A 15287-nucleotide genomic window follows, 5' to 3' on the forward strand; every position below is an offset into this window, starting at 1 on the left:
TTATATATAAATATATAGTCAAACTTATCTGATATTATTAAAGACATCTACTATTTTACTGTGTCTGTTGCCTCCTGGTGATCAAAAATGGGAGGAGATTTCTGCTATTTATTAACTTGCGGGCGGCTTTCTATGTTATTACATATATGAACTTAACAATTGATCATCAAAGCGGTACCCCGCTGCATATACAGGTAGAAAATCTGTTACGGGAACTAATAAAACAACCCGAATACCAGGCGGGAAAGTTGCTGCCCAATGAAGTGGAATTAGCCAAGAAGCTGGCTATTTCCAGACCTACCTTACGTCAGGCGATTAATAAACTGGTATATGAAGAATTGCTGGTACGGAAGAAGAGACTGGGAACCAAAGTGGCGCATCAGAAAATGAGTTCAAAGTCGATGAACTGGCTGAGCTTTACGCAGGAAATGCAGGCCAGGGGCGTTACTATACGGAATTACGAATTACATATCAGCTGGGTACACCCAGATGAGCAGGTGGCCAATTTCTTTGATATTAAACCTGAGAAGAAGGTCATGAAACTGGAGCGTTTGCGGGGTAATCCGCAGGAGCCGTTCGTTTATTTCGTATCTTATTTTCACCCCAGGATTGGCCTCACTGGCGATGAAGACTTTAAGCGGCCCCTGTATGAAATGCTGGAGCAGGAACACTTTGTTGTGGCTACCGTATCAAAAGAGGAAATCAGCGCCAGGACTGCAGATAAGTTCATTGCGGCGAAACTGGAAGTGGATGTGGACAGTGCTATTTTATTCCGGAAAAGATATGTTTTTGACCAGGCGGAACGGCCTATTGAGTATAATGTAGGCTACTATAAGGCTGAAAGCTTCGTATATACCGTGGAAAGCAGACGCACCCCCTGATGTGCTACCATTTTCATTGCCCTGCAAAAGAAAACTTGCTTTTTTTGGATACAAATAATATGTTTGTACATATTTACATAATGATAAAAGGCAAACATGTTATCACCCACTCAAGCACAACAGATGACAGCGTCGCGGGCCACGGAACAATACCTGATCCCAATGACAAAAGACAAACAGGATACAACAGGATACGATATCTACCCGAGCTTTCCTGCCACGGGTCCTATTTATACAGGTTTTGACACATTAGCCCACTGGATCGCCCGGCAGTCGTCTGATATCGTGATTGATGGTTATGGAGGTGTCCTCTGGGAATCATTCATCGAAAAGCTAGAGACAGCGTTAGCGGCACAAAACGTTAACCCGCATTATATTTCCGTTGCAGATGCCTGGCTGCCATCAGCCGACATCCGGCAACTGATTGCGCCCAGCATCGGTGGCGACGATCCTTTATTCGGCAAGCGCTTTACCGGCGAATTACGCGATTTCTTTTCCGCAGATAAACTGCAACAACTACAACCCATTCCGGGGAAACGCAATATCATATACGGCTGCGGCGCCTCACTGGCCGGCTGGTCAGCCCCCGTACTCTATATCGATGTACCTAAAAATGAAATTCAATTCCGTTCCAGGGCCGGTAAAGTATGCAACCTGGGCCAATCTGCACCAGATAACAATCCGAAGCGTCAATACAAACAATTTTATTTCGTGGACTGGCCGGCACTCAACCGCCACAAAAAACAATTACTACCCAAAATCGATATCATCATCGATGAGCAACGGATCAACAACATTAGCTGGTGTACCGGTGCAACCCTCCGCGAAACACTCGGCCAGATGTCGCGCAACAGCTTCCGGGCCCGCCCCTGGTTTGAACCAGGCGTTTGGGGCGGACAATGGATCAAAGAACACATTCCGGCACTCAACCCCGACGTAGTCAACTACGCCTGGTCCTTTGAGCTGATTGCTCCCGAAAACGGGATACTGCTGGAATCAGACAACGTGTTACTGGAAGTCAGCTTCGACACCCTGCAAATGCTGGATAACGAGGCCCTGCTAGGAAAAGCAGCTGCACGGTTCCCGGACACCTTCCCTATCCGGTTTGATTTCCTAGATACCTTTGACGGCGGTAATCTTTCCGTACAATGTCATCCTTCCGTAGCCTATACCAAAGAACATTTCGGTGAAGATTTTACACAGGATGAAACCTACTATATACTGGATGCGAAACCCGATGCCAGGGTTTATCTCGGCTTCCAGGAAGATATCAACGCCAATGATTTTGAACGTGTACTGCAAAACAGTTTCCATCAGCATGAACCCGTAGATATCGAAAAATATGTACAGGTTTTTCCATCTCACAAACATGACCTGTTCCTGATACCTAACGGCACTGTACACAGTTCCGGGAAAAACAACCTGGTATTGGAGATCAGCGCCACGCCCTATATTTTTACCTTCAAGATGTACGACTGGTTACGGGCAGATCTGAGTGGACAACCACGTACCCTGAACATTGACCGCGCTTTTGCCAACCTGGATTTTGAGAGAAAGGGAGCAGTAGTAAAGAATACCTTACTCTCTCAACCTATGACTATACAAACCGGGCACGACTGGCAAATCGTGTACCTGCCTACCCATCCGCAACATTTCTACCGCATTGAACGCCTTGAATTTAATGCTGTAATGGAACTGAATACAGCAGGGCAATGTCATATCTTAAGCCTGGTGGAAGGCACTTCGATTAAAGTGATTACCAATGGGCGGGAACAAACCGTGCATTATGCGGAAACCTTCATTATACCTGCTGCTACCGGAACTTATACGCTGGTGAGTGATGACGAACCGGTGAAAGTAGTGAGATCATTTATGAAAGAAGAATGTTGCTAACCATTACTTCTCCATTTTATCAACCGACACAAAAACAAATACATCCATGAACCGCGCTTCTTCTTCATTGCTGCTCATCACGCTCATCGCTACGCTGGGCGGCCTGCTCTTTGGCTTTGATATGGCTGTTATTTCCGGTGCATTACCCTTTGTAACAGACCAGTTCCATTTGTCGGATTCCGCACAAGGCTGGTTTGTATCTTCTGCCTTAATGGGCTGCGTAGTGGGTGTAGCCTTCTCCGGTGGACTCAGCGACCGGCTGGGCCGTAAAAAGATGCTGATGGCAGCAGCACTACTATTCCTGCTATCTGCTGTAGGTTCTGCCTTATCGCTGGACTTTACCATGCTGGTACTGGCCCGTATTTCAGGGGGTATCGGCGTAGGTGTAGCCTCCATGGTAGCGCCGTTATATATTTCCGAAATAGCACCATCAAACATTCGCGGGCGCCTGGTCACCTTCTATCAACTGGCTATTACAGCGGGTATCCTTATTGCTTATGCAACTAACTTTCTTTTGCTGCAACACGCCATCAGCCAGGTAGATTCTCCCTCCACCTCTTTCACGCATCTCCTTTTTGCGAAGGAAGTATGGCGTGGTATGATAGGGATAGGCGCCATTCCATCTATCTTGTTTCTCGTTGGATTATTCTTTGTGCCGGAAAGCCCACGTTGGTTGATACAAAACAACCGCCGGGAAGAAGGTTTACGCATTATTACAAGTTTAACAGGAACGGCTATAGATACGGATCACGAAGCATCTGCTGCTGATGCTGCTTCCACTAACTTCTACAAAGAGTTGTTGTCGCCCGCCATGCGTAAGCCTTTGCTGATCGGGATATTATTGCCGGTGTTCTCGCAATTCAGCGGTATCAATGCCGTTATCTATTACGGGCCACGGATACTGAGTGATGCAGGCATCAACATTTCCAATGCCTTCCTCAGCCAGGTAATATTTGGTCTGGCCAATTTTATATTCACGTTAATTGCCATTTGGAAAGTGGATACCATGGGGCGCCGTCCCCTGTATATTGCGGGGGCCATTGGCGGTACTGTCAGCCTGCTTTTCACCAGTATTTGTTTCTATACCGGGGCAACAAATAATATCGCCCTGGTTATCTCCATCATCTTGTTCCTGGCTTGTTTTGCCTTCTCGCTTGGGCCGTTGAAATTTGTGATTGCGGCGGAAATATTTCCTACTAAAATCAGGGGAAGAGCCATGGCGGTGAGCATTATGGCGATGTGGGTATCAGATACCATTGTAGGACAACTAACACCTATATTATTAGGCCGTGCCGGTGCTGCAGCTACGTTCTGTTTCTTTGCGGTTTGCTGTTTCCTGGCCTTTGTAACAGTGTATAAGTTGGTGCCGGAGACGAAAGGAAAGACGCTGGAAGAAATGGAAGGAATGTGGCAAGGGCACTAAAAGTACTTATCAGGTAGATAGCTGTTTTTTATATTCCTTTGTGTATGGCTCATCTGTATTCAGATGAGCCATATTTATTTTCATCAATTAATCATATCTATTTTACCGTAGTTACGACTTAAAATAATTATTTTACAGTAATTATTACATAAAATAATCGTTTTACAGTACTAAGTATTAAATTTACTGTAAACATGACGGTATGGTTTCAATCCCTGTTGGCCATCAATGGTTAAAAGAAAAATTTAATATCTCCGGATATATACTGACTCATTGCTCTTACATTGGAAACAATAATTCAATAGAAATTACCAATAAAGGCAATATTGAACAGGTATATAGCCGGAAGTATGCACCTAAGGAAGATACCCCGATGGCTCATCTGGAATTTTCATTAAAATATGATGATTTAAATCTCCCTTTTTTAAGAAAGGTATTTGATAATATTATAGTCGAAGATATAGAAAGATACATTGAGCTATTTCCATCAAGTAAATATACCAGAAGAATTGGCTTTTTATTTGAGTTTTTAACTGGTAAGAAGTTGGTTATCGGAAAGTCTATAGGTGGAAATTATGTTGACTTGCTGGAAGACGACAGGTATGTCACCGGAAGCATTATAAAGGATGCGCGGTGGCGGGTTAATGATAATCTTTTAGGAACAGTTTTATATTGCCCTATCATACGGAAAACCAATACACTCAAAGAATTATTAAAACAAGATATTAGTGCGAAGCTGGAACAATTAAAGATTGATTTCTCTCCAGCAGTTTTTCACAGAGCCATCAACTATTTATATAATAAGGAAACCAGATCGTCTTATGAAATAGAAAAGGAACACCCAACTCCCGATAGAATGGAAAAGTTTGTGACGTTATTAACACAAGCCGGAACAGAAGAGACAAATCTAGTGCTTAACGAACAGCGGTTGACCCAATTACAAAATGCTATTGTGGACAACCGGTTTGCAGCCAAAGGATTTAGAGATTTTCAAAATTATATCGGACAGTCGTTGCCTGGGTATTTGGATATGATCCATTATATATGCCCACCACCTGGGTTTGTTTCCTCTCTGATGGATGGTCTAACAAATGTTTCTCTTAAGACTATTGGCGTATCATCTGAAATCAGGGCCACTATCATTTCATTTGGTTTCGTTTTTATTCACCCTTTCGAAGATGGAAATGGAAGGATACATCGTTTTTTAATTCATGATGTTTTAGTCCATGATGGGATTGTCCCCAAAGGCTTGATTATACCAGTGTCGGCCCATATGGTTAGTAATATGCGTGATTATGATGCTATACTTGAACGCTATTCCAAGCCTTTAATGCAGCTTATTAAATATACTAAAAACAAAGAAGGGGAAATTGAAATACTGAATCCAGAGGAAGTAGAAACGTACTACCGATTTCCCGACTTAACAGAACATTGCATTTATTTAACAAAAACAATCCATGCCACTTTAAAAGAAGACATGCCCGAAGAATTACTGTTCATACAACGGAATGATGAAGTAAAACGTGCCCTGCAGGATATTGTAGATATGCCGGACCGGAATATAAACCTGATGATTTTATTTTTACATCAAAACAAAGGCATATTCCCTAAACGCAGAAGGGAGCAATTCTCCCAATTGACAGACCCGGAAATTGAAAAAATGGAAATCGAATTTCAAAGAATATTTGAATTAAAATAAACGATTCAGAATAATGCTATGGCACTTCAAATTTGCCCCAACTGTAAGGCCCAGTCATTCACATGGAGTTATGACGAAGAAGATACACCTCCCACCACATGGCATTGCAACGAATGCCGCTATTTCGCACGTGAAGATGAAACCTTCGAAAGAATATGCCAGGTATGTAATATAAAAACGGAATCCAGGCTGGAAGACGAGCAACACATCTACTGGTGGTGCAGTTCCTGTAATAAAACAACGGAAGTATCCCAGAAATAAGGAAAGGATACTTCTAAAAATACCCTTTCCCACATTGCATAATTACTGCCTCGCCATCGTAAACGTCAACCTGTCCCCCGGCGTAACCGCATTTTCCACATAATATACCATCGTCTTACAATCGTAGCTTTCGATGATAGCATTCAGTTCCCCTTCCTTGGTTAAAACATTTCCTTTCAGTTGCCAGGTACCGTGCTCTGTTTTCACCGGTGAGCAAGTGGTTCCTGCATCGTTGTACTCATAGCTGCCATCGCTTTTGAAGGTGATGATATCATCTTTTTCACAGTCGTCGGTAAAGGCATAGTAGTCTACCGGGGCGGCGGTGGCAGTGGCCTTATATTGCAGGGCGGTCAGTTTATAGGCGCCGGAGATGTTTGCTACATTGATGGCACATGCAGGTTGTGGGTTGCTTTTTTCTTTCTTGCAGGATAAAAGGAGGGTACCTGCTGTCATTGCTACTAAAGCCCATTTTTTTGTAATTGTATTCATACATTTGATTTGAATGAGATAAGGATGTTTGCCAGTAATACCTCCCTACTGACCCAAATGGTTGGATAAAATGAAAAAATATTTTTTTTTGGCGTTACCCAACCCTTCTTTAAAAACCGGGGTATTAGTGACGGAGATCGGGCTGCATATGAGTAAATAATCGTATTAAAATAGCCGGTAAAACAAGATGAAAAACATTGTATTAGTATTGAGTATAGCGGGTTTGATGAGTTGCCGGACATCGATCAAGCTGGCTATCCCGGAGCAGTTTAAACAACAGGCGGTGATGCAGCATGTGAACGGCGCCAGGGGGAATAAGATGTCGTTTGCCAATTTTAGCACCTCTAAAATTAAAAGGGGGATGCATATCAGCAATGCACCCTGGTTCTGGGGCGGGAATGGCTTTTTCCTGGAAAATTTATTCCTGCAGAAGTATGGCATTAAAAAAACAGAACTGGTTACCCAGGAAAAAACAAAATTCCGTTACACCTTGTCTGATGGAAAAAACCAGGTAGACATATATGCCCGTGAAAAAGAACTGGAAAAAAGGCGGGGATACGAAACGATTAATAACGATAACAGCATCCTCAATGGCTTTTCCGTGTTGATGGCCTATCAATACGTATTCTCTGCGATGATCGTTACAGATACCACCCGGGGAAATAATAAAAACTGGGAGTTGCTGATGACGAATATCTACGACCGGGAAGCAGAACGCGACAACAATCCTTTTACGTTTGTAAGACCAGAAGATAACGGACTGGCGACCAACGGTATTGACACTATTTTTGTAAAGCCACTCAGTATCAAAAAAACGGCCTTATCCAATGGTAAAACAGGGCAGTTGCCGTTTAAATTGTTATCCGGGTATGAGCTAAGCACACATGACGGGGTTATTGCCATCATTGACCTGATAGACCGGAATATCTGGTTCTATAATGAACTGACTGCCGCCGACAAGCTGCCTGTCAGTGCCATTGCCACCGCTATTTTTGCGAGGCGGGTAAATGATGCCAAATGGTAACATCTTCCGAAAACATGCCTATAAAATACTAATGGTTTAATAATTCCTGGAACAAGACTTAAGCAATATCATCCTTGATTGCCGCAATGGCAATAGAAAAGCGCAGGAGCAACTGTACAGGCAGCTCTATGGCTTTGCTATGGCTATTGCCATGCGCTATGCAACGGATGAACATGAGGCTGGCGATATCCTGGGCCATGCTTTTGTAAAAATGTTCCGGAGCCTCCACACCTTTGACACCAGCAAAGGGAACTTTCATGGATGGTTGAAAAAGATCATTATCAACGAATCACTGGATCACATCAAACAACGGAGCCGGTTTACCAGCCTGGAATTACATACTGCAGAAGAACCATTTGTCAACAACAGCATTATTGAAAAAACAGATGCGGCCGCTATATTGCAACTGGTCCGACAGCTACCACGCGCTACCCATGCGGTGTTTGTATTATATGCCATTGACGGCTATACACACAAAGAAATTGCCGCACAACTGAACATCAGCGAAGGTACCAGTAAATGGCATTTAAGTGAGGCAAGAAAAATTCTTCAACAGAAATTAACCGCAACAAAAATATAGTGAATAAAACCACACCATACGAAGATTTAATAGCAGCAAAGCTGGATCAGATTCCGGTGCCTGATATGGCAGACGGTATCTGGGACAACATTGCCAAGCAATTGGATGCCGATATGGGTACCCCGGAAACCAAACTCACGCCTAAATACAAGGGTAAAATCGGGTATGGCTTCCTGGGAGTAATAATTATTGCTGCTTTAATATACTGGTACTATCATGCTACACACCAGGCGCCTTCCAACACTACTGCACCAAAAGCACCGCCAACAATAGAAAAAACAATACCGGTTATTGATAGCCCTGCGAAGATTGATAATAATATAGAAAAGAAAAATGCGCCCATCGTTCCTGTTATTACCAGGAAGGATAGCGCATTTTCTCCTACTCATTTACCAGACAGTATTCATATAGATGTTCCTGCTGTGCAGCCTTTAACACCGGAAAAAATTGATTCCTTTCTTGCTCCTCATCAAAAAACACCGGAACGGGTTTTTGATAGTATTTACCAGATGCCTGTCCGCAAAAAGCCTAAAGGCGTAAAAGGGATCCAGCCAGATGACTACCGGCTGGATGTTATCAAAGACTCGATCCCTAAAAAACAATAGTGCCTTTACCGCTTTGTTGCTGTTCCGAAGAATTTTTCATGCAATCCCTGAAATACTACAAACAGCACCGGGATAATAAACAGGCCCAGTATCACCCCAAACAACATTCCTCCTACGGCGCCCGAGGCAATAGCACGATTTCCCTGCTCGGAAGCCCCTTTGGCAAACAACAGGGGCAGCAACCCTGCGATGAATGCCAGGGACGTCATCAGGATAGGGCGCAACCGAAGTGTGGCGGCCTCCAACGCTGCTTCCACCAGCGATTTGCCTGCACGCCGGCGTTGAACGGCAAATTCAACAATGAGGATGGCATTTTTTGCGAGTAACCCAATCAGCATAATCAGCCCTATCTGCACATAAATATTATTGGTTACATCCATCATCCGGATAAATACAAATACCCCCAACATCCCGGTAGGGAGCGACAACATCACCGCAAGTGGCAGAATATAACTTTCATACTGTGCAGACAACAGGAAATAAACAAACACAATACATAAACCGAATATAAAAACCGTTTGGGAACCAGATGCCTGCTCTTCCCGTGCCAGGCCAATATATTCATGTGAGAAATCAACCGGCAGCAATGCCGCTACTTCGTTTACCGCTTTCATGGCATCTCCGGAAGAAAATCCTTTATTGGCCTGCACACTGATGGTAATTGCATTGGCCTGGTTGAGGTGATTGATCACTTCGGGACCGAATACACGTTGCAGACGGGCAACAGATTTCACGGGCACCATTTCGCCATAGGCGTTCTTAACATGTATATAATCCAGGCTGCTTTCATCTTTACGAAAAGGAATATCTGCCTGTACTACCACGCGGTAATATTTACCAAAGCGATTAAAATCAGAGGCATATACACTGCCATAATAAGCCTGCATAGTATTTAACACGTCGCTTACTTCTACGCCAAATTGTTTGGCTTTCACATCATCTACTTCCAGCTGATACTGTGGATAGTTGGCGCTGAAAGAAGTATATGCGCCGCCAATTTCTTTACGGGCCAGGAGGCTGGCAATAAATTCGTCTGCCTGTTTCGCCAGTTTATTGATATTGCCACTGGTGTTATCTTTCAGCACTACATCCAATCCATCTATTGCGCCAAATCCAGGTACGGTTGGCATGGTAAAAGTAAAGGCATAGCCTTCCGGGAAAGCGGCAAAAATCCGGTTAATAGAATCTGCGATCTGGTTAATATCTGAAAAATCACCTCTCTCTTTCTTCGCTTTCAGCACAGTATACAATGATCCATACGAAGAGGAAACCGTGGCAGACATGAGGTTCTCTCCTACTACCACTACCGTGAAATCAACGGCCGCTATTTTACTCACTGCACTTTCCACGCTATCGAGTAATTTTTTCGTCCGCATGTAACCGGCGCCTGGCGGGAGACTTACAGTAGATATCAGGTTACGCTGATCTTCTGTAGGAATAAAGCCTTTAGACGTGTTTTGCGTCAGGAAAAAGGTAGCCGCAATTATCAGTGCCAATCCACCGAAGGCCCACCATTTTTTCTGTATCAGGAAGTGTGTGGCTTTGGCGTATTTATGGGTAGTAGCAGTAAAACCAGCATTGAACAATTCAAAAAAGCGACGACCTCGCTGCTGCTCTCCCGGATGTGTTTCTTTCAACAAAATTGCAGATAACGCAGGACTCAGTGTCAACGCATTCACCGCAGAAAGAACAATGGCAATAGCCAGTGTGAAAGCAAACTGCCGGTAAAACACACCGACCGGACCATCCGTGAGGCCGATTGGTAAAAACACCGCGGCCATTACCAGGGTAATCGAAAAGATGGCGCCAGTAATTTCGCTCATAGCTGTAACCGTGGCTGTTCGTGGCGTCATTCCCTGGCCCAGCTTACTATGTACCGCTTCCACTACAACCACGGCATCATCTACCACAATACCAATGGCCAACACCAATGCAAATAAGGTGAGTAAATTGATAGTGATGCCAAACAACTGCATGAAAAAGAAGGTACCGATAATGGATACTGGTACGGCCAGCGCAGGAATCAACGTAGAGCGCCAGTCCTGGAGAAAAATAAATACCACCACAAATACCAGTATAAACGCTTCCACCAGGGTATGAGTTACCTGTTCTATGGCTTCATCGAGGAAGTCTTTGGTGCTGTAGCTCAGGTTATATTTTATGCCACTGGGAAACGATTTCGACTGTTGTTTCATCAGTTCGTAAATAGCAGTTTGTATTTCGTTGGCATTGGATCCGGGCACCTGGTAAATAAATAGTCCTACGTCTGCCTTTCCATTGGTGCTTACCGCAGACGCATATACGTGATCGAGCGATCCCAGTTCAATGCGGGCAATATCTTTCAGGCGCATCACTCTTCCCTTAGCATCGGCGCGGATCACAATATTTTCGTAGTCCACTTCCTTATTCAGCTTGCCTTTATATTTGATAGTGTATTCAAAGGAAGACTCGCTGCCTTCTCCCAGTCGGCCGGGTGCGGCCTCCAGGTTCTGGTGATTGATAGCGGTGATGACTTCGTCTGGCGTAAGCTGGTAAGCCGCCAGCTGTGCAGGATTCAGCCAGATACGCATAGCATAGTCCTTGCTGCCATATAAAGCCACTTTACCTACGCCTGATATCCTTTGTATTTTTGGGATCACGTTGATCAATGCGTAGTTATTAATAAATTCTCCATCATAGCGGCTGTCTATTGCATACAGGTCCATGTACATGATCATACCGTTTTGTTGTTTAGCGGTAATCACTCCGGCTTGCACAGCTTCTTTGGGTAACTGGCTCATGGCCTGTGCTACGCGGTTTTGCACATTTACGGCTGCCTGATCGGCATTGGTGCCTTGTTTAAAGAAGACGGTCAGCGTTAACGTGCCATCATTAGCGGAGGAGGACGACATATAGGTCATGTTTTCCACTCCATTCACCGCCTGCTCCAGCGGAGTAGCAATGGCACGTGCGATGGTTTCGGCGTTGGCGCCGGGATACCTGGCGGTGACTACCACAGAAGGAGGCGCTACATCAGGGAATGTTTCCATAGGCAACCCTTTCAGGGCTAATAGTCCCAGTATTACCAGGATAATAGATACCACAGTGGCCGTGACTGGACGGTCAATTATTCGTTTCATCATACATTGTGCTGTTTATCAATACCGGGCGGCCGCTCCGTGTGTAATTGTTATTGTTTCGTAGAACAAATGTCTATTTAATAGGCAGGGTAAACAATACAGGAGGAAAGAATCCCTGGCTGATAAATTTATCACTATGTGCTGCTGGCGGCTTCCGGGAAATGAAATATATTTGGATCATAAAAATGGTACTGTATGTATGTTAAAAAGCTCCCCGAAATTGAATACGGTGTAAATATTACCATCAAAGCATTGGGTGGCAAGTGGAAGCCTTGTTTACTCGACTGCATCCAGCTGGGTATCCATCGGCCGAGTGAAATGTGGCGGGCCATCCCGGGTTCTACTCTACGGGTGCTGAGTCAGCAATTGAGGGAAATGGAAGAAACCAATATTGTGTATAAGAAAATATATGCAGAAGTGCCGCTCCGCGTGGAATACCACCTGACCGAATGGGGCAGTCGGCTGATAGAAGTTGTTGCCATCATGAATAAATGGGGGAATGATTATTCCGACGCACACTATGATGAGCAGGGCTGCCGGCGGGATGAGAATGGTTGCACCAAAAACAATTGATATCGTTTCTTATAAATAAAAGCGCCACGAAAATAATTTTACCAGCAAAACAGGACGCAGTGCGTCCCGTTTTTTTTTATGAACTGCTAGTGAAGGTTCTCCGCGTATTCCTGTGGTGTTTTGCCTATCATTGCCCGGAAGTCTTTGATAAAATGGGCCTGGTCAAAATATCCCAGATCGGTGGCCAATTGCGCCCAGTTCATTTCCTGGTTATCAGCAATACGTTCTACTACCTCATGAAACCTGAAAATTTTAATGCCCCATTTAGGGTTGACGCCCACATACTTACTGAATAATCGTTCGAGCGTACGGATAGAAAGATGAAAACGATGGGCCAGCTCCGTGGCGGAGATGATGTTTCTATTGTTCAGGGCTTCCGTACAAATTTGTTGTACCAACTGCATTTGGCTGGTTGTTTTCGGAAGAAGCTGATGCAGCAGGGTTGTAATAGCTTCGAGTGCGGGACCATGGTCACTAAATGGTACAATGGTGATCTGTGGTGTAGGAATCCCTAATAAGCTATATGCCTCTCTTTCCTCACCAGCCATCGTTTGCAGGGGTTGTAACAGAAAAGGATAAAAGCCTCCCGGCTTAAACCTCACTCCTACTACACTACCGGTACCAGAGATATGTTGAATAAAGCGTTGCTTTCTAACACCATATACCCGCGCTTCTTCTCCTTCAAATGTCAGTAATACCGACAGGGAAGGTAATACCTCCTGTATGTGTGTATATCCTTCCTGCAGCGACCATTCCACAACCCAGAAGTGTTCTATAAAATCAGCTAACAGCGGATCCGGGAAATACCTGTTTAGCTGGAAAAAGGGTGTTCTCTTATTGTGGTGCAGGATACCGGTGGCTGCTGTTGATTTTTTTTCAAATGAGGGCATATTGTCGTGTTTTTACAATACCGCCAAATTCTAATACAAGAAATTTGACAAAAAAAGTATGGACAACTTCAAAGCAAAGGTAGCTGGCTTTTACGAACTAATTGAACGAGGTAAGTTTCTGGAGGCATTGGACGCCTATTATGCCAATAACATATCGTCAGCAGATAATGATGGTCCGCCGATAGTTGGGCTGACAGCGCTACACGAGGCGGTGACGGGCTTCCTGGATCGTACCACTGATATGAAAATAGTACTTGAAAACAGCCTGGTAGCAGAAGGTTACTCGGCGGCACAATGGCATTACCGGTTTACCAATAGCAGGATTGGCGCGGTAGATTACCGGCAAATCTCCGTCGCGCATTGGGAAGACGGCAAGATTACTAAGGAGCAGCATTTATACTCCTTAAAATTTTAATGGTGTAGTCCTGTTTATTTGTATCCGGGTCTGCCGGGGGCCTGGATACAAATAAATACAGACATGGGAAGTCCTATGCCCGGTTAAAGGCGTTCAGCAACAAGGTACAAGCTATTAACAAATGCTATGAGAGGTTTACAGGTGGGCTGGACTAAAATAACCGCGTAAAATTTTCACGGCAGTTCCGATCTGGTTCTTTACTGTTTGGATGCTGGTATTCATTTCTTCCGCTATTTCCTTATGGCTTTTCTGGTCATAATGTCTCAAACGGAAAGCGGTAGAGGATTTAGGCGGTACTTTCCTTTTCAGGGCGGTATTCACCTGGAAATAGATCTCTTTGCTCTCCAGTGGGTCATTAGGCAGAAAGGCTTCATCCGGAATAACACTGGTAAACTTCTTTTCACGGGTAATTTTGTTCAGACAGCGATTACGCACGCTGGCATACAGGTAGCACTTCATAATAGAAGCCCTGTCCCGGTTCTGATAATTTACATCAATTCTAAGGAAGGATTTCTTCTGCCAGAAATCGATGAAAAACTCCTGGATAAGGTCTTCCGCCTTGTCCTCATCTTTCAGCATGTCTACGGCCAGCGTCATCAAAATACGGTAATACTTGTTGTACACGGTGGTAAAAGCTTCGGCACTACCATCCTTTAGCAGTTCCAAAAGGACTGCATCCTGGTTGTTTTGTTGCATTCTCGTTTCCTTTTTGAGAGATTGGTTTAGGAAAAATTAATTACACATTTTTTAGTTGTACGTGTTAGAAAATTGCTTTTCTACTGGTTTAACACTTAGGTTGAAATTGGTTTATTTGCATCCCCTTTTTAAAACTTAACTTAAAAGTAATGCTATAAAACATTAAAACTGGTTAAGCATTTGTTAAGCAGAAATGTTTAAAAAGTATGAAGATTAGCCGTGGTGGCTATTAAGGACAACAATACGCTTATTAACAAAAGGGAGTTAATGTAACCAATTGGTTACATTAAAAAAGGGCCTTTTTAAGGCCCCGAAATGACATCAAATAAAAAAAGCGGAGATGAGTAGCACACCTACCTATCTCCGCTTCTTATGTATTTAAAACGCTTATGGCTTTAAAAAGTCGCCATCCACTATTAATAACTTTACGCCCACTGCCGACAGGGAACGATGCGAACTTAAATTGTCCGATACCACATAGCTCATACCTGCCGATAACTCCACACTTTCTCCATTTTCCAGTTCACTCACAAAAGCACCCTGCAAACAATGAACAATATGGCCTTTCTGACACCAATGATCTGCCAGGTAACCAGGTGAATACTCTACTATCCTTATTCTCAGACCGGGAAACTGCAACGTTTGCCAACGGGCAGTACCACTTTCACCCGGGTGAATAGTAACCGGAATACCAGACCAGTCGATCGCCTGGAAAGGAATAGCTGTGCTCATATAAAAA

At 44.0% G+C, this 15287-nt stretch carries 15 protein-coding genes; 10 read left to right on the forward strand and 5 right to left on the reverse strand.

Annotated elements, in window-relative coordinates; translation table 11 throughout:
* Window positions 1-146: 146 nt before the first annotated feature.
* From AC5ZC7_RS25170 to AC5ZC7_RS25190, 5 genes are all read left to right on the forward strand, one after another.
* Window positions 147-881 carry a UTRA domain-containing protein gene (locus AC5ZC7_RS25170; protein WP_496158304.1) on the forward strand — a complete coding sequence of 245 codons (735 nt, stop codon included), beginning with the start codon at window positions 147-149 and terminating at the stop codon, window positions 879-881.
* A 96-nt stretch (window positions 882-977) separates the two neighbouring features.
* Complete coding sequence (locus AC5ZC7_RS25175) at window positions 978-2774, forward strand: DUF8485 domain-containing protein (protein WP_496158303.1); 1797 nt, start codon at window positions 978-980, stop codon at window positions 2772-2774.
* 46 nt (window positions 2775-2820) lie between these two features.
* Window positions 2821-4197 carry a sugar porter family MFS transporter gene (locus AC5ZC7_RS25180; protein ID WP_496158302.1) on the forward strand — a complete coding sequence of 459 codons (1377 nt, stop codon included), beginning with the start codon at window positions 2821-2823 and terminating at the stop codon, window positions 4195-4197.
* A gap of 202 nt (window positions 4198-4399) precedes the next feature.
* Window positions 4400-5896 carry a Fic family protein gene (locus AC5ZC7_RS25185; protein WP_496158301.1) on the forward strand — a complete coding sequence of 499 codons (1497 nt, stop codon included), beginning with the start codon at window positions 4400-4402 and terminating at the stop codon, window positions 5894-5896.
* 18 nt (window positions 5897-5914) lie between these two features.
* Window positions 5915-6157 carry a hypothetical protein gene (locus AC5ZC7_RS25190; RefSeq protein ID WP_496158300.1) on the forward strand — a complete coding sequence of 81 codons (243 nt, stop codon included), beginning with the start codon at window positions 5915-5917 and terminating at the stop codon, window positions 6155-6157.
* 42 nt (window positions 6158-6199) lie between these two features.
* On the opposite strand, the gene AC5ZC7_RS25195 is transcribed toward AC5ZC7_RS25190, so the two are convergent.
* A complete protein-coding gene (locus tag AC5ZC7_RS25195) occupies window positions 6200-6646 on the reverse strand; it encodes a DUF5004 domain-containing protein (RefSeq protein ID WP_496158299.1) in 447 nt (148 codons plus the stop codon).
* A 187-nt stretch (window positions 6647-6833) separates the two neighbouring features.
* Between AC5ZC7_RS25195 and AC5ZC7_RS25200 the strand changes: the two genes are divergently transcribed.
* The 3 genes from AC5ZC7_RS25200 to AC5ZC7_RS25210 all read left to right on the forward strand — a co-directional run bounded on the left by AC5ZC7_RS25200 (window position 6834) and on the right by AC5ZC7_RS25210 (window position 8855).
* Window positions 6834-7670: a hypothetical protein gene (locus AC5ZC7_RS25200; protein WP_496158298.1), complete on the forward strand. Its 837-nt coding sequence runs from the start codon at window positions 6834-6836 to the stop codon at window positions 7668-7670.
* Window positions 7671-7740: 70 nt separating this feature from the next.
* On the forward strand, window positions 7741-8250 hold the full coding sequence (locus AC5ZC7_RS25205) for an RNA polymerase sigma factor (RefSeq protein ID WP_511911608.1): 510 nt from the start codon (window positions 7741-7743) through the stop codon (window positions 8248-8250).
* Entirely contained in the window at window positions 8250-8855 is a 606-nt protein-coding gene (locus AC5ZC7_RS25210) for a hypothetical protein (RefSeq protein WP_496158297.1), read from the forward strand. The genes AC5ZC7_RS25205 and AC5ZC7_RS25210 overlap by 1 nt, the downstream gene beginning before the upstream one ends.
* Window positions 8856-8860: 5 nt before the next feature.
* Here AC5ZC7_RS25210 and AC5ZC7_RS25215 read toward each other — a convergent pair whose 3' ends face one another.
* The gene (locus AC5ZC7_RS25215) at window positions 8861-11977 is read right to left on the reverse strand and encodes an efflux RND transporter permease subunit (protein WP_496158296.1); all 3117 of its coding nucleotides are present in this window, start codon (window positions 11975-11977) and stop codon (window positions 8861-8863) included.
* Between the two features lie 192 nt (window positions 11978-12169).
* Here AC5ZC7_RS25215 and AC5ZC7_RS25220 point away from each other — a divergent pair, with 192 nt between their 5' ends.
* Window positions 12170-12547: a winged helix-turn-helix transcriptional regulator gene (locus AC5ZC7_RS25220; protein ID WP_496158295.1), complete on the forward strand. Its 378-nt coding sequence runs from the start codon at window positions 12170-12172 to the stop codon at window positions 12545-12547.
* An 86-nt stretch (window positions 12548-12633) separates the two neighbouring features.
* Here the strand turns inward: AC5ZC7_RS25220 and AC5ZC7_RS25225 are convergent, their stop codons facing one another.
* On the reverse strand, window positions 12634-13437 hold the full coding sequence (locus AC5ZC7_RS25225) for a DUF6597 domain-containing transcriptional factor (RefSeq protein ID WP_496158294.1): 804 nt from the start codon (window positions 13435-13437) through the stop codon (window positions 12634-12636).
* Window positions 13438-13495: 58 nt separating this feature from the next.
* Between AC5ZC7_RS25225 and AC5ZC7_RS25230 the strand changes: the two genes are divergently transcribed.
* Window positions 13496-13852, forward strand: a complete 357-nt coding sequence (locus AC5ZC7_RS25230) for a nuclear transport factor 2 family protein (protein ID WP_496158293.1) — start codon at window positions 13496-13498, stop codon at window positions 13850-13852.
* 135 nt (window positions 13853-13987) lie between these two features.
* Here the strand turns inward: AC5ZC7_RS25230 and AC5ZC7_RS25235 are convergent, their stop codons facing one another.
* Both AC5ZC7_RS25235 and AC5ZC7_RS25240 read right to left on the reverse strand, forming a co-directional pair.
* Window positions 13988-14548, reverse strand: a complete 561-nt coding sequence (locus AC5ZC7_RS25235; protein WP_496158292.1) for a sigma-70 family RNA polymerase sigma factor — start codon at window positions 14546-14548, stop codon at window positions 13988-13990.
* Between the two features lie 387 nt (window positions 14549-14935).
* Window positions 14936-15280 (reverse strand): DHCW motif cupin fold protein, encoded by a 345-nt coding sequence (locus tag AC5ZC7_RS25240; protein ID WP_496158291.1) that lies wholly within the window; start codon window positions 15278-15280, stop codon window positions 14936-14938.
* Window positions 15281-15287 lie beyond the last annotated feature (7 nt).

Source organism: Chitinophaga sp. 9-1-y (genome assembly GCF_059511905.2).